We start from the raw sequence: 19,950 nt of genomic DNA on the forward strand, positions 1-19,950 counted from the left end.
CTACACCCCTTCGAAGCTGCCACGGATACGGGCAATCAGCTCGAAGAACTCCGGACTGTTCCTCATGTCCGCCGTACGCGGACGGGGCAGCGGAATATCAACAACTGCCGAGAGTCTGCCCGGATGCGGAGACAGGACGAACACCCGGTCCGACAGGAAGATCGATTCGGGAATGCTATGGGTAACGAACACAATCGTGCTCTGCACCTTACTCCAGACAGAGAGCAGCTCTTCATTCAGCCGCTCGCGCGTGAATTCATCCAGCGCCGAGAACGGTTCATCCATGAGCAGAATTTCCGGCTCCATGGAGAGCGCCCGGGCAATGGCTACGCGCTGCTGCATCCCCCCGCTGAGCTGCCAGGGATATTTGTCGGCGAACCCCTGCAAGCCCACGAGATCAAGCAGCTCCAGCGCTTTGTCCTCACGGACGGATTTCTTGACGCCCAGCAGCTCCAGCGGCAGCGTAATATTATGCTTGACCTTCCGCCAGTCATACAGCACCGGACTCTGGAACACAATGCCGTATTTTTGGGCCAGCCGGGCCTCCTTGGCGCTTTTACCTGCCACCATGATATTCCCTGCCGTTGGTGTTATAAGATCTGCCATCAGCCTCAGCAGCGTAGTCTTTCCGCACCCGGAAGGACCCAGCAGGGAGACGAACTCCCCCTTGGCAATATCGAGACTTACCTGATGCAGGGCCAGCACATCTGCCCTCTCTGTCTGGTAACGCATTTCGACATGCTCCAGCTGTATTTCAGGAATTTTTGCTGCTACTAGTGACATCTCCCGTCCCCTCCATTCCTGAATCTATTCAATGTTAATTAACATAACATAATTTTCACAATATCTGCACTTATTCTTACATCATGTAGGATTAATTAACATGTTACACGTTGCCCACGAATCCCACATTAGACAAAGCGTAACATTGAGACTATGAAATTCCGTCACTTTGTCTAGGGAGCCGCTTACAGTGTAAATAATAGAGATGATTGCCGATAAGAATAGTAAGTAACTATAAGTGGAAACGGCTTTGCCGTCCTCTCAAGGACGGTACCGTTTACATTTCATTTTGTGTCCAGGAGACTATTCACAATGTCCAATGCTTATCCCAATCCATGGAGGCGCTCCCCATGGCATCTATGATTTCCAACTACATTATTATCGTTTCGATCTCCGGTGTGCTGAATGCCTTGCTCGCCCTGTTTGCTTTTTACAGGAAGACTGACTTCTCGGGCCTGCGCGCATTCATCGTCAGCTCCGCCGCCTCGGCGGTATACACATTCGCCTTCGCGCTTGAGCTCTCAGGGAACTCGATGGATCAGATTAAGTTCTGGATCAAGCTGGAGTATCTCGGGATGCCGTACATCGCGCCCTCCAGTCTGCTGATGATCATGCATTTCGTGGGCTTAGAGAAGCTGGTCTCCAAAAAACTGCTGGTCCTCCTCTACTCCGTCCCCGTGATCTCCACGGTGCTTGTCTGGACCAACGACTCCCATCACCTGTTCTATAAGTCTATCTACTTCCGGGGAGACGCCCCTACACCGCTGGTGGATATCGTCATGGGACCCTGGTATATCGTGCAGGGCAGCCTGACCTTCGGCTGTATGCTGGCCGGTATGTGCCTGATCCTCTGGCGCTGGGGGCGGATGCGGCGGGCTTATCTGCGGCAGATGCTGATTATTTTTGTCGGACAATTCCTGCCTGCGCTGGGGGCCTTCCTCTATCTGATGGACCTGACTCCGTATGGAACAGACCCTGTTCCCGTTGTGATGAGCGTAACCTCGTCCCTGTATATATGGGCCATTCTGTCCAGAGGGATGCTGACCGCCGCGCCGATTGCCCGCGAGAATCTGTTCGAGAGCATGCGCGACGGCGTATTGGTCATGGACCTCTCCGACAAGCTGGTGGACTATAACCGGGCCGCTGCCGAGATGCTTGAGGATCTGGATGCCGCCGCCATCGGCCGCCCGCTGGCCCAGCTCTTCCTGCCTGCCGGCAAGGAGGCGGTTGATTATGTAATGAATTCCAATCCGCAGATCAGCGAGGAGCAGGAGCTGGTATGGCATTCCGGCGGAGAAGTCCGCTATTATCAGGTCCGTTCCTCCCCGGTGCAGAAGCATGACGGCCATCTTGCCGGGCGGATGATCATGCTGATCGATGTTACCGAACGCACCCTGCTCCAGGAAAAGCTGCTGCAGCTCGCTACCATCGACAGCCTGACCGGTATCTACAACCGGACCCACTTCATGGAGCTGAGCCGGCAACGGCTGAAGGAAGCGGCCGACTCCGCTGCCCCCTTCTCGGTCATTCTGCTGGATATCGACTTCTTCAAGAGCATTAACGACCGCTACGGGCATCAGCACGGGGATATGGCCTTGCAGCATGTAGTGGGCGTATGCCGCCAGCATGTCCGGGAGGGGGATGTCTTCGGACGGTACGGAGGCGAGGAATTCGTCTTAAGCCTGCCGGGAACCCCCTTGGAGGAAGCGGCCTTGATCTCCGAGCGCATCCGCAAGGACATCGAGCACAGCACCTTCGCCGCCTTAACCGGAACGATTAAAATCACGGCCAGCTTTGGTGTGGCTGAAGCCTTCCGCCGTTCGATCTCACTGGAGGAGCTGCTCTCGGAAGCAGACCATGCCCTCTACTCCTCCAAGCGGAACGGCCGTAATGCTGTTCATCTGTATGGCGTCTCCTCCATCACCCGCTTCAAGCCCATGTGATGGAGGCAAGCCCTCTTTTCCTGCCCCGCATGGCACCTCCCGCTTCCCCTGCGCATAAGAAGTAGAAACAGCTTTGCCGTCCTTTTAAAGGACGGCACCGTTTCAGCGAGAAATAGAAGGATAATTTATAGCGTGAAACATAAAAATTCTTATATTTGAATAAATGGCACCCGCCGGGTATATCTGCCTGCTCTTTTGGTGATACCAGCTTCCATAGCCCCTTTTTTCTCCAGTTCTTTCCTGGATCCGCACTGATTTCCGTCATTCCTGTTCTCCTCTTGTTTGCATAGGCGGGTTTTCAGTTTAATAAGAGTTAGCCGATCCGTTCGGTCTTAATTCCGGTAGTTGCGAGGGGGAGGGGACTATGATCAAGATTGGGCTGACCGGCTTCGGAGACCATGAGGAGCTGTACGGCAAAATCAAACCCGCCGACCGCCTGCCCGCCTACAGCGCCCATTTTCCCATTGTGGAGATTGACAGCTCCTTCTATGCGGTTCAGCCGGTCCGGAATTATGAGAAATGGGTCAACCAGACGCCGGAGGCGTTCCAATTCATTGTAAAGGCTTATCAGGGAATGACCGGACATCTGCGGGGGAAAAAGAATTACTACGATACGCCGGAGGAGATGTACCGGGCCTTCCATACCTCTATCGCTCCAGTCCGCTCAGCGGGGAAGCTGGCGATGGCCCTGTTTCAATTCCCGCCCTGGTTCGACTGCACCAAAGACAACGTGGATTTCCTGCGTGAAGCGAAGGAGCTGCTGCTGGATGTGCCCGCTGCCATCGAATTCCGTAATGATTCCTGGTACAGCCCTGAGATGCGCGAGCGGACTCTCAGGTTCCTGGAGCAGGAAGGCTGGATTCATACGATAGCCGACGAGCCGCAGGCAGGTTCCGGCTCCATTCCGATTGTCCCTGTCGCCACCCGGCCGGACCTTACCTACGTGCGGCTGCACGGGCGCAACACAGCAGGCTGGAACCAGAGCAGCCATCCGGACTGGCGCAAGCTTCGCTATCTGTACCGTTACAGCACCGAAGAGTTAACGCAGTGGCGGGACCGGCTGCTGGAGCTTGAACAGACCTGTAAGAATATTTACGTGGTATTTAACAATAATTCCGCTGGGGATGCCACTCCCAATGCCCAAGAGCTGCAATCGCTGCTTGGGATAGACGGCGGACTGGCCCCGCGCCAGCTGGACTTATTCACCTGATGTACAGAGGTCTACATATATCTCTTCTACTCCTTGCTGAAGTACCAGCATTACCAGGATCTCCAGATCAGATAACCATCGGAGTCGTCTTACACATGTAAAGGAGGCCTACCTAATATGAAGAGAAATCATACAATGATGCAGTTTTTTGAATGGCATGTCGCGGCGGATGGACAACACTGGAAGCGCCTTGCCCAGATGGCCCCGGAACTGAAGGCGGCCGGAGTAGATGCGGTGTGGGTTCCCCCTGTTACCAAGGCTGTCTCCCCCGAAGATACCGGTTATGGGGTCTATGATCTCTATGACCTCGGTGAATTCGATCAAAAGGGTGATGTGCGCACGAAATACGGAACCAAACAGGAGCTGATCGATGCCATTGCCGAGTGCCTAAAGAACGGCATTGCGGTCTACGTGGATCTGGTCATGAACCATAAAGCCGGAGCGGATGAGACGGAGGTGTTCGAGGTCATTGAGGTGGACCCGAATGACCGTACCAAGGATATCTCCGAGCCGTTCGAGATTGAAGGCTGGACCAAATTCGATTTCCCGGGACGCGGAGATGAATACTCCAGCTTCAAGTGGAATCATACCCACTTCAACGGAACCGATTTCGATGCCAAGGACGGCCGTAATGGCGTCTTCCGGATTGACGGCACGAATAAAGGCTGGAATGAGAATGTGGATACCGAATTCGGCAACTATGACTATCTGATGTTCGCCAACATTGATTACCTCAATGCAGATGTGAAGCAGGAGATGTTGAACTGGGGCAAGTGGCTGGTCGATACGCTGCAATGCAGCGGATACCGGCTGGATGCGATCAAGCATATCAACCACGAGTTCATCAAGGAATTCGCCATGGAGATGAAAAAGAAACGCGGCGAAGACTTCTACATCGTCGGTGAATTCTGGAACTCCAATCTGGAGGCCTGCCGCGAATTCCTGAACACTGTCGATTACCAGATCGATTTGTTCGATGTCTCTCTTCATTACAAGCTGTACTCCGCTGCACTGGCGGGCCGGGATTTCGACCTGACGCATATCTTCGATGATACGCTGGTTCAGACGCATCCCGCGAATGCTGTCACCTTCGTCGACAATCATGATTCCCAGCCTCATGAGGCGCTGGAATCCTGGGTGGGCGACTGGTTCAAGCAAAGCGCCTATGCCCTGATCCTGCTGCGGCGCGACGGATATCCCGTGGTCTTCTACGGGGATTATTACGGCATCGGCGGCCCTGCCCCGATGGAAGGCAAGAAGGACGCCATCGATCCTCTGCTCTGCGCCCGCTACACCAAGGCTTACGGGGAGCAGGACGATTACTTCGACCATCCGAACACCATCGGCTGGGTCCGGCGCGGCGTTCAGGAGATCGAAGGCTCCGGCTGCGCTGTAGTCATCTCCAATGGAGACAACGGAGAGAAGCGGATGTTCGTGGGCGAAGCGCGCAGCGGAGAGGAATGGGAGGACTTCACCCATAACCGCGAGGAGTCCGTCACCATCGGCGAAGACGGCTGGGCCGTATTCCCGGTGAACGGCGGCAGCGTCTCCGTCTGGGCGCTGCCCGAGCCGAAGCCGGCCGATGCCTGCGCGGAGGAGTAAGGTAGCGGGGCTGCGGGCAATGTAACTTCTAAAAACAAACAATGCCGTCCCTTGTGTTATGGGGACGGTATTGTTTTATCTACATTCGCTGAAATCAGGTGCACTTGTGCTCTTCATTGCCACACTTTAATTTTCTATTCTCCTGACGATTTCAACTACCGAGCACTCACATCCCATTTTATCCACAAATTATCCACAAAAGAAAATATTACTATTCATTAAATGGGGATAAGCCCATTTTACAGTTAATTCGAGACACAACTCAGGCAACTCGGCAACCTCACCGCATCTGGCCAACTTTTGACTCAATCAGTGGGATTTATCCCTCTGATCTCAGTATCTAGTCAACTTTTGGCCCAATCAGTGGGATTTATCCCTCTGATCTCAGCACCCGGCCTACCTTTGGCCCGATCAGTGGGATTTATCCCTTTGATCTCAGCATCTAGCCAACTTTTGGCCCAATCAGTGGGATTTATCCCTCTGATCTCAGCATCCGGCCTACTGTCAGCGTATGCGCGCAGTCTCGTCGTAGAAACAAATTAGTCTTTCGTAGGATTCAGCTCCAAAGCTACTTATCCACAACTTTATCCACATTTTGTGCACAACGGACTAAATATCAGATGAGGAGCTGTCTAGTAAACTGTTAAACAACGCAAAATAGGCGATTCCAAGCCTCAATGGCTAGGGAATTGCCTATTCGAGTGGAGCAGATATACCTTAACGTTAGCGGCTTGTGGTTGTGTTGTCCCCGTCAGCCCAGACGCCTGTGTCATGGTTCAGAATACGTTCGATCGGATATACCTTCCAAACCGCTGTTACTACAGCCGAACATAGGACTGCTTTGAGCAGGTCGCCCGGAAGAAACGGCCACATGCCTGCCGTCAATGCCTTGGCGAGTGAATCCATGCCAGTGGAATAGGCCAGCCACCCCACACCGCCCGGATAAACTAACAGTGCCCCAAAGATAAAGTTGGCGGCCAACAGCTTCACGAAGGTATATTTGTCCTGCTTAATGCGTTCGGCGAAAAAGCCGATTAGCCAGGCCACGAACGGCCAGGAGAAGATATATCCGGCGGTAGGGCCAACCAGGACCGCTAATCCTCCGCTTCCGCCCATCACCTGGAATCCGGCAGCAGCGAGTCCGATCACGATCAGTACAGCAAGCGTCCCGTAACGGGCCCCAAGGATCGAACCAGCCAGCATTACCGCGAGGGTCTGCATGGTAATGGGTACCGTGGAGAAGGGCAGCGAGATTTTCAAATAACTCAGAGCTATCATGACAGCGGCGAATAAGGCACTGAATATCAGGCCGCGGGTAGTCCATTTCTTCATGGCCGGGAGGTCCCCCTTTTTTAAAAATATAAGAATTTATATGTTTCACGCTACAAATTATCCTTCTATTTCTCGCCGAAACGGTACCGTCCTTTAAAAGGACGGCAAAGCCGTTTCCACTTGGGATCACTATAACACCCCCCTCCAGATACATCAATCCTGAAATGTTTGTTATAATGGGTAGCAATTGTTGACTAGAGCTGGACGGAAAGCAGGCATGAGGATGATCAGGGCGCATAATATAAGCTTGTCCGTGCGGGAGGGGCAGCATCGCCGTACGGTACTGCAAGGGATTAACATTCAAATAGAGCCCGGGGAATGGGTAGCCCTCACAGGAGCCAACGGCTGCGGCAAAACCTCGCTCATCCGCTCCTTCAATGGACTGAACACCCCCTCCGGCGGCAGTCTGTCCGTGGCCGGACTGGACCTCCGCCTGCCGGAGAACCGTACGGCAGTGAAGCAGCGGGTACAGCTGGTATTTCAGAATCCCGAAGCACAGACGGTTGGCTCCACCCCGTTCGAGGATATCGCCTTCGGGCTGGAGAACCGGGGACTGGAACGGGAGCGGATGATAGCACGAATCCATGAGATTCTACAGCAGGTAGGACTAAGCCATAAAGCGGAGGCAGAGGTATCTACACTTTCCGGCGGAGAGCGCCAGCGCCTGGCGGTAGGCTGCTGCCTGGCACTGGAAGCCGAAATGATCATCTTCGATGAGGCTACCTCGATGCTGGACCCTGAGGGAAGATCGGATATTCTGGAGCTGGCCCGGGGGCTATGGCAGGCGGGCACTACCATCCTCTGGGTCACCCAGCGGATGGAGGAGCTGGCCGCAAGCCCGCGCATCGCGGTGCTTGGCGAGGGACAATTGCTCTATGACGGCAGCCCGCGCAGCCTGTTCTATACCTCAGAGCTGCCGAAGACCCTCGGCTGGCTTCCTTCTCCGGCCGTCCGGGTCGGGAAGCTGCTGCTGAAGCAGGGCTGGCCGCTTCACCTGCTGCCGCTTACCGGACAGGATCTGGAGGAGCTGCTATGAGAATTCATACGCAGCAGCTCTCCTTCTGCTATGAAGGCGGCAGGCCAGCGGTTCAGGAGATCTCTCTGGATATCCCTACAGGTACGCTGACCGTTCTTTGCGGGGTGAACGGGAGTGGTAAGTCTACGCTGCTCCGTCTGCTCGCGGGTCTTGCACGGCCTTCCTCCGGGCAGATACTTTACGATGACGGGAAGAAGACGGACAACATGACCGCCGAAGCGGTATCCATGGTATTCCAGCAGCCGGAGACGCAGCTGTTTGCGGGTACGGTGCATAAGGATATTGAATACGGCCTCATGGAGCGCGGGCTGTCCAAAGAGAAGCGTCCGGAGATCATCGCCAGCGCCCTGGCGAAGACCGGGCTCGCTTACGATGAATTCGCCGGGCGCTCACCCTTTCTGCTTAGCGGGGGTGAGAAGCGGCGCGTATGTATTGCGGGTGCCCTAGCCGTACAGCCCGGGCTCCTGATTCTGGATGAGCCGACCGCAGGGCTGGACCCGCAGGCGGCGCAGGCACTGCTCGAAATGGTGCAGGAGCTGCGCAGCAGCGGCCTGACCCTGATCATCGGCACCCATGATCTGGACAGCTTCCTGCCGGTTGCCGACAAGGTCATCGTGATGAAGCAGGGCGTAATGCATTATGACGGTCCTGCTCCGGCATTGACTGCCGATCCCGGTCTGCTGGCAGACGCCGGACTCACGCCCCCCGTCTATGCTTCCATGGGACGCAGAGCAGTGCAACGTGGCTTGCTGGGAGCAGTCCCGGACAATCTGGAGGAGCTGCTGGCCGCACTGGAAAAGCACCCTCTGCCTATGCCGCAGGCGGACAACTGGCCGGCAGGCTCTGGCGACTCTACAAGCAGCGGCGCACCAACACCCGGCAGCCAGAATACCAAAACCAGCGAACAACACAGCGCGGAATACAGCTTAGAAGGCACCTGGAAGCGAGTTAATTCTCCTCGATCCTCCAGAACTGAGAGGGTTCAGACGATAATCAGGCCTGGCAATCCAAGACAAGAACAGAACACCCCGCGCAGGCCCGGCTGGCAAGGCCTTGATCCCCGGGCCAAATGGCTGGGGATGATTCTCGGCTCGCTGGTCCTGTTAGGGATGAACACTCTTCTCCCGCTGCTGCTTACCGCCGGGCTGCTGGCCGGGCTCGCGGCTTCAGCTCACATCTCCTGGCGCCGGGCTTTCCGCTTCTTCCGCCCATTCCTGCTGATGTTCCTGTTCCTCTGGCTGCTGGCCGGGCTTAGCTGGAGCTCTCCCGACTTCGCACTCGGGCCGCTCAGCTTCAGCTACGAAGGACTAATGCGCGGGGGAATCAGCGTGCTGCGCTTCCTGCTGCTGATTACCCTCGGCTTCCTGTTCACCGAGACGACCACCGGTGCCCCCTTGCGTGAGGGACTGGAATGGGGCATCGCTCCGCTGCGGACCCTAGGCATCCGCACCCGTAACTGGTCGCTTGCCGTATCCGTGACCCTACAGTTCGTGCCTTGGATTCTCGGTAAGCTGGACCAACTACAGCTTGCGCTGGGCTCACGCGGAAGACGCGCACGCGGGGTGGCCCGCTGGTCCCCAAGGCAGATCGCCCTAATCATCGTGCCTCTGCTGATTCTTGTCCTGGGTATGGGCGACGAGCTGGCGACTGCCGTAGAATCACGGGGGTATGATCCCGCCAAGCAGCGTACCCCCGTCTATCAGCTCCGCTGGAGCAGGCGCGATACGCTGGCAGCGTTAGGTATCCTGACGGTCGCAGCCGTGCTGTGGTGGGTAGCGCGGATTAGCTGAGCGGATGCGGAGCGATTCAGCGAACAAAATCACCTTAGCGGATCGATCATGCGATAACTTATACGTGCTTCGCAGCTAATATAGTTAACCCCACCTACTTACCGCCCACTTGTGGGGCATCCGGCGAACTCAGGGGCAACAGTGAGTGCCCCTGAGTTTTGCTCCATTGGCCTTAATTCGGCCTACGCTCCTTCGCGTCAGCCCATTGTATGCTGTTTTTGGCATACATTCTTGGCCCCTCATTTACTCATTCAGCATGCGTCCGGGCACTCCCCCCCAATCCTGCGCATACTCCTAATCACAAGCAAGCCGCCCCCTCCAGCTATCGGAGAGGGCGGCACCTTTTTTGCAGCTACAGCAGCTCTATTTACTTCAATGTACTCGCAATCACCGAGATATCACCGGAGGAATAATCCAGGAAATACGCTGTTTTCGACTTTACATTAGCGTACAGGAATTTGGTGGTGCCATTCTTCGGCCATACCTGATCCTTCAGCAGCACCGCGCCTCCCTGAGAGAATAGGGACCATGAGCGCCCCTGCAGATCCCCCACAAAAACCTGACTATTAACGGCCTCCGTAACCCAACCGGAAATGACACCTTCCTCTTTGAAGATTTGTTTTACAGAAGCCGATTCTTTTCCGGTGGATTTGCTGATTAACCGGAAGACTTTCTGAGCCTCATCGGCTGAAGGACGGCTGACATTCCCCGGCACAGGCTGATAAGTGTAGGAAGTGTTGGCCGCATAGAAGTTCCCGCTGGATTGAATGGAGAAGTCCGTATTGAAGTCCTTGATTACCGTCTCATTTCTTGAATACAGATTAACCAGCTTCACCAGAAAGTCCGTGCTCATAATGCCTTGTGCCTGATACTTAACCGCCAAATAAGGATATCCCTGAAAATCCCAATCCATTACGGATACATTCTCATATCCCTTATCAACAAACTTGGCATTGTAAGTAACACTCGGCTTCGCCCAGGGATACTGATAAAGGCTGAAGGTGTCCCCCGCTTGGACCATGATCCGTTCATTGATTTTGCCGGTTGGAGCTACCCATTTCACTTTATCTCCTGCCGTTTTTAGCCGGATTTCCGTTTTGCTGAGGAGACGTCCATTTGAGGAGAATACGGATTTTGAAATTTCAGTGCCTTTACCTTGTTTAAGCAGCACAATTTTCGGGGGACTGCTCATCACCTGTAAGTCCAGGATGCGGCTGGAGTCCTCTGATATCGTAGTCGCAGTGTTTGTATGTAAGTCAACGATATCCGCTCTATTATTCACATGATCCACGAGTGCCACTGCATTTCCGCTAACCCATACCACATCGGTCTGCTCATTGACCGGCTGCTCTTTAGGACTGGCATTCGCCGGACTGGCGAAAGTCAGCAGGCCCATAGTCAATGCAGTAATAACCAATACCTCCTTGAACATAGAATAATCCTCCTGTTACGCTATTTTCCGTCTACTACAAGGCTTATTCGCCAACCGCCAGCAGGCTATTCATCTCCCCCCTCCTCCTCCGGATGCCTGGAGACCAGCCTCACCAGATCCAGGGTCAACAGAGGGAGAGTCACCGCAGCGGGATAGGCCAGATAACGCGGCTCCCACACCGGGTTGAACTTCTCCTTATAACGGCGCAGGCCGGAGAAGCCGTACCAGTGGCCTCCGCGTTCAAAAACCAGCCGGGCCAGCTTCTCCTCCCGCAGCGCGCCAAAGCGGCCCCCGACATTAGACAGCGGGGCAGACCCCAGATTGAAGCTTTTGTATCCGCGCGCTTTCGCCCATGCCAGCAGACACAGGAATAGGTAATCCATAGTCCCGTTCGGGGTATCCTTGTGATGGCGCATCAGATCCACCGAGACGCTCTTCTGCCCGTCATAACCAGGAGCCATGGAGGCAAAAGCCAACAGATGGCCCTCTGGTCCGCGCAGCAGCGCCAGCGGTGCGAGCTGGAGGTACGGCTCGCTGAACCAGCCCAGCGAGTAGCCTTTTTCCATTCGCCCCGCCAGCCATTCCTCTGACAACAGGCGAAGCTCCTGCAGCAACTCCTTCGAATGCTGTGCCTCTGTGATCTCGAAATGGTAGCCCTCGCGCTCGAACCGCCCCTTCACACTCCGCAGGCTGGCGTTCCGCGAACCGCTAATGCTGAAGTCCGCCAGCGGGACCAGCGCCTCTTCCCCCAGCTTGAAGAACCGGTAGCCCTGCTCATGATAGAGCGGAAGATACGCCGGGGTCGCCTGATAGAAGACCACAGAGAGTCCATACAAATCCGCAGCCTGCCTGAACTCACTGATTCCGTTATTAAGCAGATTCATCGGCCCCAGCGGGTCACCCAGCACCACCAGCTTGTCCCGGACCCTGGCGAAGGCGAACAGCACCCTGCCTTCCTGGGCCCAATAGAAGCTTTTGTCGCCGAGAAACAGCATGTGGCTTAAGGCATTGCCCCACCCTTCCGAGAGGAAGCGCTCCAGCCGCGCCATATCCTTGTCCGCGAGAAGCGTATCTGCCTTGTGCTGCGGCCTGAGGGCTACAAGCATCGTCAGCAGCAGCCAGGAGAAAATCAGTCCGCCGGCCGCCGTAACGGCCACATTACTGTGCTGCCGCAGCCATTCCGGCTGGATGCCGGGCGGGAGATGCTTCAGGAAGCCGTGATGGGTATAACTCGCCAGCCCGTAATAGCTTAGAGCTACAGCCGAAGTCAGGAGCAGCCACCATAAGGTACTTTTGGCGCTAAACGGAACGCTGATCCGGTAGAATCGGCTTCGTGAGATCCAGAGGATCATCGCCACCACCAGCAGGAACAGGGCCTCCTCGTAATCGAACCCCTTCGTGAATGCAAAGACCGCCCCGCTGAGCAGCAGCAGACTTGTCCAGGCATAAGCCCTGCGGACACGCAGGGAGATCCCCCGCGACAGCAGAATCAGCATGAAACCGATCAGCACGGACAGATGGTGCGAGATCTGCATCACGGGCAGCGACAGCAGCTCCTCTGTCACCTTCAGCCGGTAGAGCAGCTCAGGCGTAGCTGCGGACAGCAGCAGAAGCAGGCCACTGGCCAAGACCAGCTTGCCGAGTGCCCATACCCCCAGATCGCTGAGGAAGGTATATTGACCGGGCCAGCCCCATATTTTCTGCCAGACCGTCAGGGGGGCATCCACTCTGTCGCCGCTGCGTTCAGCACCCTTCGTACCCGGCAGCCCGAACTCCAGCGCGGCCAGCACCAGCCCGATCAGCCAAGGGATAATGTAATAGAATAATCTGTAGATGACCAGGACTGCCATGGCATGGTCGCTCTTGATGCCCAGCTGGGTAAGTCCGAGCAGCGCAATCAGATCGAACGCGCCGATGCCGCCTGGAGCCATACTTAGAATCCCCGCTATCGCAGCCACAACATAGATACTGAAGACGGTGAGAAATGGAGTGCTCCCGAGCAGCTCACCGGCAATGAACCAGAAGGTCAGACCGGCGAACACCCACTCCAGGAAGGACGCACCCACAGAAGCAACTACAGTAAGCCAGGCGGTTCTCCCCTCGCCCCGGTTGACCCATTTGGCGAAGAGCGCGGAGCGCTGGAGGAGTACAAAGAACGGCAGATACAGCGCCATCCCCCAGATCGCAAAATCAAGCCAGCGATGCGCCTCCAGCAGCCGGTCCGCCGGCAGAATTCCGGTAATCGTCCCCCATCCGAGCAGCGACAGCCCCGTAATCATCAGCGGTGACAGAAACACAATCGCCGGCGCGAGCAAGGACGCAGGCACACTGCTCCGCTTATAGAGCAGCGTTCTAAGGCCCGCGCCAGCCAGACCGGCGAACCCGATCATATTATTGAACGTATTGGCAATCCAGGCATACCGGAAGGTCCGCAGCCAGCCAATCTCAAGGCGGAAATGCCGCCGGATCAAGTAATCATAAGTACTCATAACCGCCACCGACAGCAGCGAAATTCCCAGCATCTGCATGATAGAGGGTACGGGAACGGATTTCAGATCACGGATGATTTTACCTAAATGAATCTGCTTCAGCTCATGCTGCCCCTCCAGATAGACCAGTCCGATAATCAGCAGCGGAAAAAGCGCCCGCACCGCCTTAATCCGGTAGATGGATATCAGCAGCCGTACGATTTTAAAGCGTTCCAATTTATTTTTGATTACAGTATGCATGACTTCACCTGTCCTCACTGCCGAACGCTCTTGTTGCCTGAACATATTCAGCCCTCTTCATGCGAACCCATTATAACAATATCCGCAGCAGAACTCCCGTATAATGGTCACACGCTTACAAGAGTAAGACGGCGGGCGGAGGATAATTCCCTGCACAGAGGCTATATTTGTTCCAGTGATGGTGTGAAGTATATACATCTATCTTTGCATAAAAGCACCCGGACTGCGATTAGTCCGGGTGCTTTTATCATCGTGCCAAGGGTTGTCATCCCCTACCGGAGAGGCCTGTAACCACGGCAATGGCGGCTCTCTTCAATATATGCCTTTTCTCCACAATCAACGTTAAAATGCGCTGAAGGTTTGCTGAATATCCGGTCTTTACTCCTTGCGCGCCCTCCGGTTCACCAGCAAAACGCTCAGCAGAATGATGACCAGCCCGGCGATGGTAGTGGCATAGACCTGCTCCTGCAGGAAGATTACGCCCCACAACAGGCCAAATACAGGCACGAGGAAGGTAACGCTGACGGTCTTGACCGGGCCGATATTGGCAATCAGCCGGAAATACAGCAGATACGCCACTGAGGTGCAGATCAGCGAGAGGCCGAGGACAGAATATACAGCGGCGGAAGAAGGCAGATGATCCGGGGCAAAAAGCACCGCCAGCGGCAGCAGCACCACACTTGCGCCCAGCTGCTGTCCCGCAGCAAGCGCCAGCGGAGTGAGACCGGAGCCTACGCGTGACGCGTATAATCCTCCGAACGCATAGCAGAGCGCAGCTCCAAGTGAATAGCCTACAGATAAAAGAACCGTGCTGGTCAGCGGGAGCGGACTCCAGCCGACCAGCACGCCCACACCCACAAGGCCTATTATCAGCCCTACTGATTTGGCCGCCCCCGGTTTCTCCTTCCGGGTTCCCCACGCCGCCAGTGCCGCGAACATCGGGGTTGTAGCATTCAGAATCGCCGCCAGCGAGGCGCTCAGATGCAGCTCGGCCATACAGATCAGCGTAAACGGAAGTGCAGCGTTAATTGCACCGAGCAGCAGGAAAGATTTCCAGTGCTTCAGAAGTCCCAGCTTGCGCCGGGTCAGCAGCGCATAGAGCAGCAGAGCAGCTCCGGCAATCGTAACCCGCAGCTCTGTTGTGAAGACCGGACCAAGCTCCGGTGAGGCAATCCGCATGAACAGGAAGGAAGCTCCCCAGGCAAAAGCAAGCAGCAGCAGGGTAGCAAAGTCCTTGCGGCTCACGGCTTGACCTCTCTTCTGCACAGCAGCAGATAGGACAGAATCGACAGGAGGCCCGCTCCCGCGATGACCAGCGCCATCGGCAGGGCCGAGCCGCTGCCGCCAAGTCCTACCAGCGGAGCCGCGCAGCTCCCCAGCAGCAAGGGAAGCAGACCCAGGAGCGCAGATGCGCTGCCTGCCGTCTCCCCCTGATCCTGCATCGCCAGCGAGAAGCTGGTCGTACCCACAAGACCTACACTTGCAACCACAGCGAACAGACAGATCAGGATCGGCAGCAGCCCGCCTCCGGCGAGGAGGGTAATCAGCAGCAGGACACCTCCGGAGGTACTGAGCAGAAGGCCGCAGATCAGCAGCTTGCGCTCACCCACTCTGGCCGACATCCGCCCGGCAATCTGCCCGGTCAGAATAATGCCGAAGCCGTTCACGGCGAAGATCAGGCTGTACATTTGCGGGGATACCCCGTAAATCGTCTGCAGAACAAAGGATGAGCCCGAGATATAAGCGAACATGCCTGCCATAACAAAGCCCTGGGAGAGCGCGTAGCCCATGAATCCGGCATTGCCGAGCAGGATGCGGAAGGTGCGCAGGGTCCCTCTGAGCCCGCTGCGGATACGCCGTTCCTTGGGCAGGGTCTCCGGCAGCCGCAGGAGAATGACCGCCGCGAAGAGCAGTCCGCATACGGACAAGACGACAAATACGCCCTTCCAGTCCGTCACTCTCAGCAGCTGCCCCCCGATGACCGGAGCTGCAATCGGGCCCAGTCCGTTGACAATCATCAGCAGCGAGAAGAACCTGGTTAATTCCGAGCCGCTGTACATATCGCGGACCGCCGCGCGGGAGATCACCACCCCTACTGATCCGGCCAGGCCCTGGACGAAGCGCAGCACAATCAGTAGCCCGATCGACGGGCTGAACGCGCAGAGCAGCGAGGACACCGCATAGATGATCATCCCGAACAACAGCGGAATCCGGCGCCCATGCACATCACTGAGCGGTCCGGCCACAAGCTGGCCCGAAGCCAGCCCCAGCAGGAAGAAGGTCAGGGTAAGCTGAACCATGGCCGGACTGGTATCGAAATAGAGGCCAAGAGCAGGCAGGGCAGGCAGATACATATCAATCGACAGCGGACCAATGGTAGCGATGGCTCCCAGAATTACGGCAAGCTGCAGCCGCTGGCTTCTGGACGGCCCGCCATCGGCCAGACTTGTCACCGAATTTTGCTTCATCATAAACAGGATACATCCTTTCTTGCCCGTAACCTTTAGTAAGACGGCAGAGCCATTTATGTTCAGGTCCGTTTATATATTTCTCCATACTACCCGATTATCGCCGGATTGTTCAATGAATTTATGGTTGGGCGGGAAAGCGCGGCAGCGGGTGGCCGGTGAAATTAGGGGGACTGATGCAGAGGGTGCAGATGAGTAGGTGCTGTCTGATAAAAGCGGGTTTGATAGGCGGCTTGATTGGTGTGGCTTAGGAGGAGTGGCTCGGCAGGCCTGCATGGAAATCTTGCAGAAAATACAACAATGTTGCTCAAGTCGGGCGACTTATCAGCAAATCCTGCACGAAATGCAACATTCGCAGCCCTAACTTGCCCCAAATCGCCAGAATTCCTGCAAAAGATGCAACAATGAGCCATAGCCAGTAACAAATTTAGAAAAGTCCTGCACGAAGTGCAACAATGCAGCTAGATAGGAGCGGCCTGCGCGCAAATCCTGCACAGTGTGCAACATTCGCAGCCCGCACACCCCCAAATCTGCCCATTGTGTTCGGTTTTCGCGTACATCCTGTCCGCCCTCCCTCCCTCCCTCCGACAGCACACAATAGACGATAAGCATCACTTCGAATACAACAAAAAACCGCCTGCCGTAGCCGCCAATCCTCTCTGTGATCGGCAGGCCCGCAGGCGGTTATTCCAGGTGGTGCTGTGGTTACTTCACTGAATCGCTAAGAGCGGCTAGCCAATCTCTTGCCGCTTCCGCCTCGGCGGCGCTCAGGCGGTGCCCCTGATTGCCCCAGTGCGAGGTAACCTCTGCTCCGGCTCCGCTGAGCAGAGCTTCCAGCTCCCGGGTCTCCTCGGAACGGATAATCGGATCATTGGTCCCTGCCCCGATAAAGACCGGAACGCCCTGCAGCGAGGGAATCGTCAGGCCGCGCAGCGGAACCATCGGGTGCAGCAGCACCGCCGCCCGGAAGAGCGGTCCGTAATGGAAGAACAGGCTGCCCGCGATGTTCGCACCGTTGGAATAGCCGACAGCGACCAGATTACCGGCATCGAAGCCATATTTTGCAGCCGCTTCTTCCAGGAACTGCTTCACCTCATGGGTGCGGAAGATCAGATCCTCCTCATCGAAAATCCCCTCCGCCAGCCGCCGGAAGTAACGCGGCATACCATTCTCCAGCACATTGCCGCGGATACCCAGCACAGATGCTCCGGGTGCCAGCAGCTCAGCCAGCGGCAGCAGATCACGCTCATTGCCGCCTGTGCCGTGGAACAAGACCAGTGTTGGCTGTGTTACGTCCGTACCTTGCTCGAATACATGAATCATACTCATACCTGCTTCACCTCAATTTCACGGATTTCAAACGGACTTAGATTCGCTTCAATCGCCGCACGCTGCGGCTCAAACCACGCCGGAAGCATCAGCTTCTGCCCCAGCGCCTCAGGTGCTTCATCACGGGCGAAGCCTGGAGGATCGGTTGCAATCTCGAACAGAATTCCGCCTTCTTCCCGGAAGTAGATGGCATTGAAGTACTGGCGGTCCTGCACCGGAGTCGGCTGGTAGCCGTGACTCTGAACCCGGCGGCCCCACTCCAGCTGTTCACTGTCATCTGCGGCCCGCCAAGCAATATGGTGAACCGTACCAGTTCCGCCGCCGCCCTGCGGAACCGGAGTGGCCTTCAGATCAATAATATTGCCGATATTGCCGGAAGCTCTGTAGCGGATGTAGCCGTCCCCTTCAGCGATACGCTCCATCCCCAGTGTGCGGGAGAGTGTATCCGCTGTGCGGTCCGGGGCTGTGCTGTAGAGGACAGCACCTCCGAAGCCTTTTACCGCATGCTCTACCGGAATGCTGCCGAACGACCAGGTGCTCAGCGCACCCTCTTCCCGCTCCACCAGCTCAATCCGCAATCCGTCATAATCCGCGAAGGAGAGATACGACTCGCCAATCCGTGTAACCTTAGTCACAGGGATCTGGTAAGCGGCCAGCCGCTGCTCCCAGAATCCGAAAGAGCCGGCCGGTACAGCATAAGTGGTCACACCGACCTGGCCGCCGCCGATTCTGCCTTTACGGCCATGAGCCCATGGGAAGAAGGTGATGATCGTCCCCGGCGCACCCTGCTCATTGCCAAAGTAGAGGTGATAGACCTCGGGGGCGTCGAAATTGATGGTTTTTTTGACGAGCCGCAGGCCCAGAATTCCGGCATAGAAATCAGCATTACGCTGTGCGTCTCCCACAAAAGCGGTAATATGGTGAATCCCTGCAGTATGCATAGTCATGAGTGAACCCTCCTGATAGTTGTGATGATGATGCGCTTATTTTAATTGAAGAATATTGCGTCCAGTGAAATCGAACCCGCGCCTGTCAGCGCTATACCTACAGCAACTACCAGCACTGTTAATGGAAACTCAATCCCGTTCGCCGTGGACCAGAATCCGTTAGGAGCATGCACCTTCACAATGGCACCGAGCATCGTTGCCGCAATCAGCACCGCAGCCACCGGAGTCAGCAGACCCAGAGTGAACAGCAGGCCACCCACCAGCTCCATCAGACCTGCCAGCACCGCCATACGCACGCCCGGCTTAATGCCAATCGACTCCATCCAGCCGCCTGTCCCCTTAGGCCCATATCCGCCGAACCAGCCGAACAGCTTTTGTGCACCATGCCCGATGAACGCTACACCAATCACCAATCTCATCAACAATAAACCTACACTAACCATTTTAAACACTCTCCATTCTCTTGGTTTTAATTATCTTAACATTAAGACATTGGCTAAAAAAAAGCTGAGCTATTATTCTCTCCACTAGTTCAGCGTGCTGACAGCAGTCAACCATGCCATCGCTGGGCTGCTACGGACTCACTTCTATACGCCCTTGCCCAGCTTCTTCAGTAGCAGTGTGGCCTGAGCCTTCTCTTCGCTGTCCAGTCCGCCCATCAGGCTATGAATAGAATCGACATGCTGCGGAAAAATATTGTCGAACAGCTCACGCCCCGCCTCCGTAATCTCGGCATACGTAACACGGCGGTCATCCTCGCAAGGAACGCGCTTCAGCAGTCCCCGCTTCTCCAGCTTGTCGATATTGTAGGTGATGCTGCCGCTGGTGACCAGAATCTTCTCGCCAATCTGCTGAAGTGGAATCCGATTTCTATGATACAGCACCTCCAGCACCATGAACTCCGCCGATGCCAGCCCGTGACTCTTCATATCCTTCACCGCCTGATCCATCAGGCTCTTGTATGCCTTCGACAGAACGACGAACAACTTCAGCGATGCTGCCTGCTCTTGTTCCTGCGTAGTGTCCGGTTCTGTTCCTGCTGTCTTATTCTTGCTGCTCATATACTGCACCTCCTGTCCTGCTGCGTTTATCTTTGAGTTAATTATCTTTAAGTTAAGATAAATATACGTTATGGAAAGCAGTCTGTCAAGGGTGGGAAGTGAATTAATTTTCATTTCAAACAAGTGGACAACTGTATCTTAATTATTCTATTTTCGTAATTTATACGGAAGCAAGTGGAAAATCTCAGACTGTTGAAAAAGTCTTTATTTCACACGACACTGCGTTAATCTGGTATAATATAGGTAACTTTATTTGGAAAGCGCGGTGTCTTATGTTAAACGAAAAGG

16 protein-coding genes are annotated in these 19,950 nt (G+C 55.5%); 5 read left to right on the forward strand and 11 right to left on the reverse strand.

Features of this window, described 5'->3' with window-relative positions:
• Window positions 1-783: an ABC transporter ATP-binding protein gene (locus ACFSX3_RS21275; protein ID WP_209989300.1), complete on the reverse strand. Its 783-nt coding sequence runs from the start codon at window positions 781-783 to the stop codon at window positions 1-3.
• Window positions 784-1,133: 350 nt separating this feature from the next.
• Here ACFSX3_RS21275 and ACFSX3_RS21280 point away from each other — a divergent pair, with 350 nt between their 5' ends.
• On the forward strand, window positions 1,134-2,726 hold the full coding sequence (locus ACFSX3_RS21280) for a histidine kinase N-terminal 7TM domain-containing diguanylate cyclase (RefSeq protein ID WP_209989302.1): 1,593 nt from the start codon (window positions 1,134-1,136) through the stop codon (window positions 2,724-2,726).
• On the opposite strand, the gene ACFSX3_RS21285 is transcribed toward ACFSX3_RS21280, so the two are convergent.
• A complete protein-coding gene (locus tag ACFSX3_RS21285; RefSeq protein ID WP_209989303.1) occupies window positions 2,713-2,991 on the reverse strand; it encodes a hypothetical protein in 279 nt (92 codons plus the stop codon). The two genes, ACFSX3_RS21280 and ACFSX3_RS21285, sit on opposite strands and share 14 nt — an antisense overlap.
• Window positions 2,992-3,090: 99 nt before the next feature.
• On the opposite strand from ACFSX3_RS21285, the gene ACFSX3_RS21290 reads away from it, so the two are divergent.
• Both ACFSX3_RS21290 and ACFSX3_RS21295 read left to right on the forward strand, forming a co-directional pair.
• A complete protein-coding gene (locus tag ACFSX3_RS21290) occupies window positions 3,091-3,936 on the forward strand; it encodes a DUF72 domain-containing protein (protein WP_209989305.1) in 846 nt (281 codons plus the stop codon).
• Window positions 3,937-4,053: 117 nt separating this feature from the next.
• On the forward strand, window positions 4,054-5,538 hold the full coding sequence (locus ACFSX3_RS21295) for an alpha-amylase (RefSeq protein ID WP_209989308.1): 1,485 nt from the start codon (window positions 4,054-4,056) through the stop codon (window positions 5,536-5,538).
• Window positions 5,539-6,261: 723 nt separating this feature from the next.
• Here ACFSX3_RS21295 and ACFSX3_RS21300 read toward each other — a convergent pair.
• The gene (locus ACFSX3_RS21300) at window positions 6,262-6,870 is read right to left on the reverse strand and encodes a biotin transporter BioY (RefSeq protein WP_209989311.1); all 609 of its coding nucleotides are present in this window, start codon (window positions 6,868-6,870) and stop codon (window positions 6,262-6,264) included.
• Window positions 6,871-7,093: 223 nt separating this feature from the next.
• On the opposite strand from ACFSX3_RS21300, the gene ACFSX3_RS21305 reads away from it, so the two are divergent.
• Together ACFSX3_RS21305 and ACFSX3_RS21310 are read left to right on the forward strand one after the other, a co-directional pair.
• Window positions 7,094-7,906, forward strand: a complete 813-nt coding sequence (locus ACFSX3_RS21305) for an ATP-binding cassette domain-containing protein (RefSeq protein WP_209989314.1) — start codon at window positions 7,094-7,096, stop codon at window positions 7,904-7,906.
• Window positions 7,903-9,696, forward strand: coding sequence for an ATP-binding cassette domain-containing protein (locus ACFSX3_RS21310; protein WP_209989317.1), 1,794 nt, complete (start codon window positions 7,903-7,905; stop codon window positions 9,694-9,696). Before ACFSX3_RS21305 ends, ACFSX3_RS21310 begins: the two co-directional genes overlap by 4 nt.
• Window positions 9,697-10,063: 367 nt before the next feature.
• Here the strand turns inward: ACFSX3_RS21310 and ACFSX3_RS21315 are convergent, their stop codons facing one another.
• The 8 genes from ACFSX3_RS21315 to ACFSX3_RS21350 form a co-directional block, all read right to left on the reverse strand.
• Window positions 10,064-11,128: a hypothetical protein gene (locus ACFSX3_RS21315; protein ID WP_209989321.1), complete on the reverse strand. Its 1,065-nt coding sequence runs from the start codon at window positions 11,126-11,128 to the stop codon at window positions 10,064-10,066.
• Window positions 11,129-11,193: 65 nt separating this feature from the next.
• Window positions 11,194-13,857: a bifunctional lysylphosphatidylglycerol flippase/synthetase MprF gene (gene mprF / locus ACFSX3_RS21320; RefSeq protein ID WP_209989423.1), complete on the reverse strand. Its 2,664-nt coding sequence runs from the start codon at window positions 13,855-13,857 to the stop codon at window positions 11,194-11,196.
• Window positions 13,858-14,235: 378 nt separating this feature from the next.
• A complete protein-coding gene (locus ACFSX3_RS21325; protein ID WP_209989324.1) occupies window positions 14,236-15,102 on the reverse strand; it encodes a DMT family transporter in 867 nt (288 codons plus the stop codon).
• Window positions 15,099-16,328 carry a multidrug effflux MFS transporter gene (locus ACFSX3_RS21330; RefSeq protein WP_379254528.1) on the reverse strand — a complete coding sequence of 410 codons (1,230 nt, stop codon included), beginning with the start codon at window positions 16,326-16,328 and terminating at the stop codon, window positions 15,099-15,101. Before ACFSX3_RS21330 ends, ACFSX3_RS21325 begins: the two co-directional genes overlap by 4 nt.
• Window positions 16,329-17,030: 702 nt before the next feature.
• Window positions 17,031-17,648: an alpha/beta hydrolase gene (locus ACFSX3_RS21335; protein WP_209989429.1), complete on the reverse strand. Its 618-nt coding sequence runs from the start codon at window positions 17,646-17,648 to the stop codon at window positions 17,031-17,033.
• 2 nt (window positions 17,649-17,650) lie between these two features.
• Window positions 17,651-18,601, reverse strand: coding sequence for a ring-cleaving dioxygenase (locus ACFSX3_RS21340; protein WP_209989331.1), 951 nt, complete (start codon window positions 18,599-18,601; stop codon window positions 17,651-17,653).
• Between the two features lie 41 nt (window positions 18,602-18,642).
• Entirely contained in the window at window positions 18,643-19,044 is a 402-nt protein-coding gene (locus ACFSX3_RS21345; protein ID WP_036728167.1) for a DoxX family protein, read from the reverse strand.
• A 144-nt stretch (window positions 19,045-19,188) separates the two neighbouring features.
• Entirely contained in the window at window positions 19,189-19,662 is a 474-nt protein-coding gene (locus tag ACFSX3_RS21350) for a MarR family winged helix-turn-helix transcriptional regulator (protein WP_209989333.1), read from the reverse strand.
• Window positions 19,663-19,950 lie beyond the last annotated feature (288 nt).

The sequence above is a fragment of the Paenibacillus rhizoplanae genome (assembly GCF_042684125.1).
Taxonomy (GTDB): Bacteria; Bacillota; Bacilli; order Paenibacillales; family Paenibacillaceae; genus Paenibacillus_AQ; species Paenibacillus_AQ rhizoplanae.

Bases quoted from the DNA above. Each gene is read 5' to 3' on its own strand.
- ACFSX3_RS21350 (WP_209989333.1), bottom strand. From the start codon at position 19,662: ATGAGCAGCAAGAATAAGACAGCAGGAACAGAACCGGACACTACGCAG.
- ACFSX3_RS21280 (WP_209989302.1), top strand. From the start codon at position 1,134: ATGGCATCTATGATTTCCAACTACATTATTATCGTTTCGATCTCCGGT.
- ACFSX3_RS21315 (WP_209989321.1), bottom strand. From the start codon at position 11,128: ATGTTCAAGGAGGTATTGGTTATTACTGCATTGACTATGGGCCTGCTG.
- ACFSX3_RS21275 (WP_209989300.1), bottom strand. From the start codon at position 783: ATGTCACTAGTAGCAGCAAAAATTCCTGAAATACAGCTGGAGCATGTC.
- ACFSX3_RS21290 (WP_209989305.1), top strand. From the start codon at position 3,091: ATGATCAAGATTGGGCTGACCGGCTTCGGAGACCATGAGGAGCTGTAC.
- ACFSX3_RS21345 (WP_036728167.1), bottom strand. From the start codon at position 19,044: ATGGTTAGTGTAGGTTTATTGTTGATGAGATTGGTGATTGGTGTAGCG.
- ACFSX3_RS21305 (WP_209989314.1), top strand. From the start codon at position 7,094: ATGATCAGGGCGCATAATATAAGCTTGTCCGTGCGGGAGGGGCAGCAT.
- ACFSX3_RS21300 (WP_209989311.1), bottom strand. From the start codon at position 6,870: ATGAAGAAATGGACTACCCGCGGCCTGATATTCAGTGCCTTATTCGCC.
- ACFSX3_RS21335 (WP_209989429.1), bottom strand. From the start codon at position 17,648: ATGATTCATGTATTCGAGCAAGGTACGGACGTAACACAGCCAACACTG.
- ACFSX3_RS21310 (WP_209989317.1), top strand. From the start codon at position 7,903: ATGAGAATTCATACGCAGCAGCTCTCCTTCTGCTATGAAGGCGGCAGG.
- ACFSX3_RS21330 (WP_379254528.1), bottom strand. From the start codon at position 16,328: ATGATGAAGCAAAATTCGGTGACAAGTCTGGCCGATGGCGGGCCGTCC.
- ACFSX3_RS21295 (WP_209989308.1), top strand. From the start codon at position 4,054: ATGAAGAGAAATCATACAATGATGCAGTTTTTTGAATGGCATGTCGCG.
- mprF (WP_209989423.1), bottom strand. From the start codon at position 13,857: ATGCATACTGTAATCAAAAATAAATTGGAACGCTTTAAAATCGTACGG.
- ACFSX3_RS21285 (WP_209989303.1), bottom strand. From the start codon at position 2,991: ATGACGGAAATCAGTGCGGATCCAGGAAAGAACTGGAGAAAAAAGGGG.
- ACFSX3_RS21340 (WP_209989331.1), bottom strand. From the start codon at position 18,601: ATGACTATGCATACTGCAGGGATTCACCATATTACCGCTTTTGTGGGA.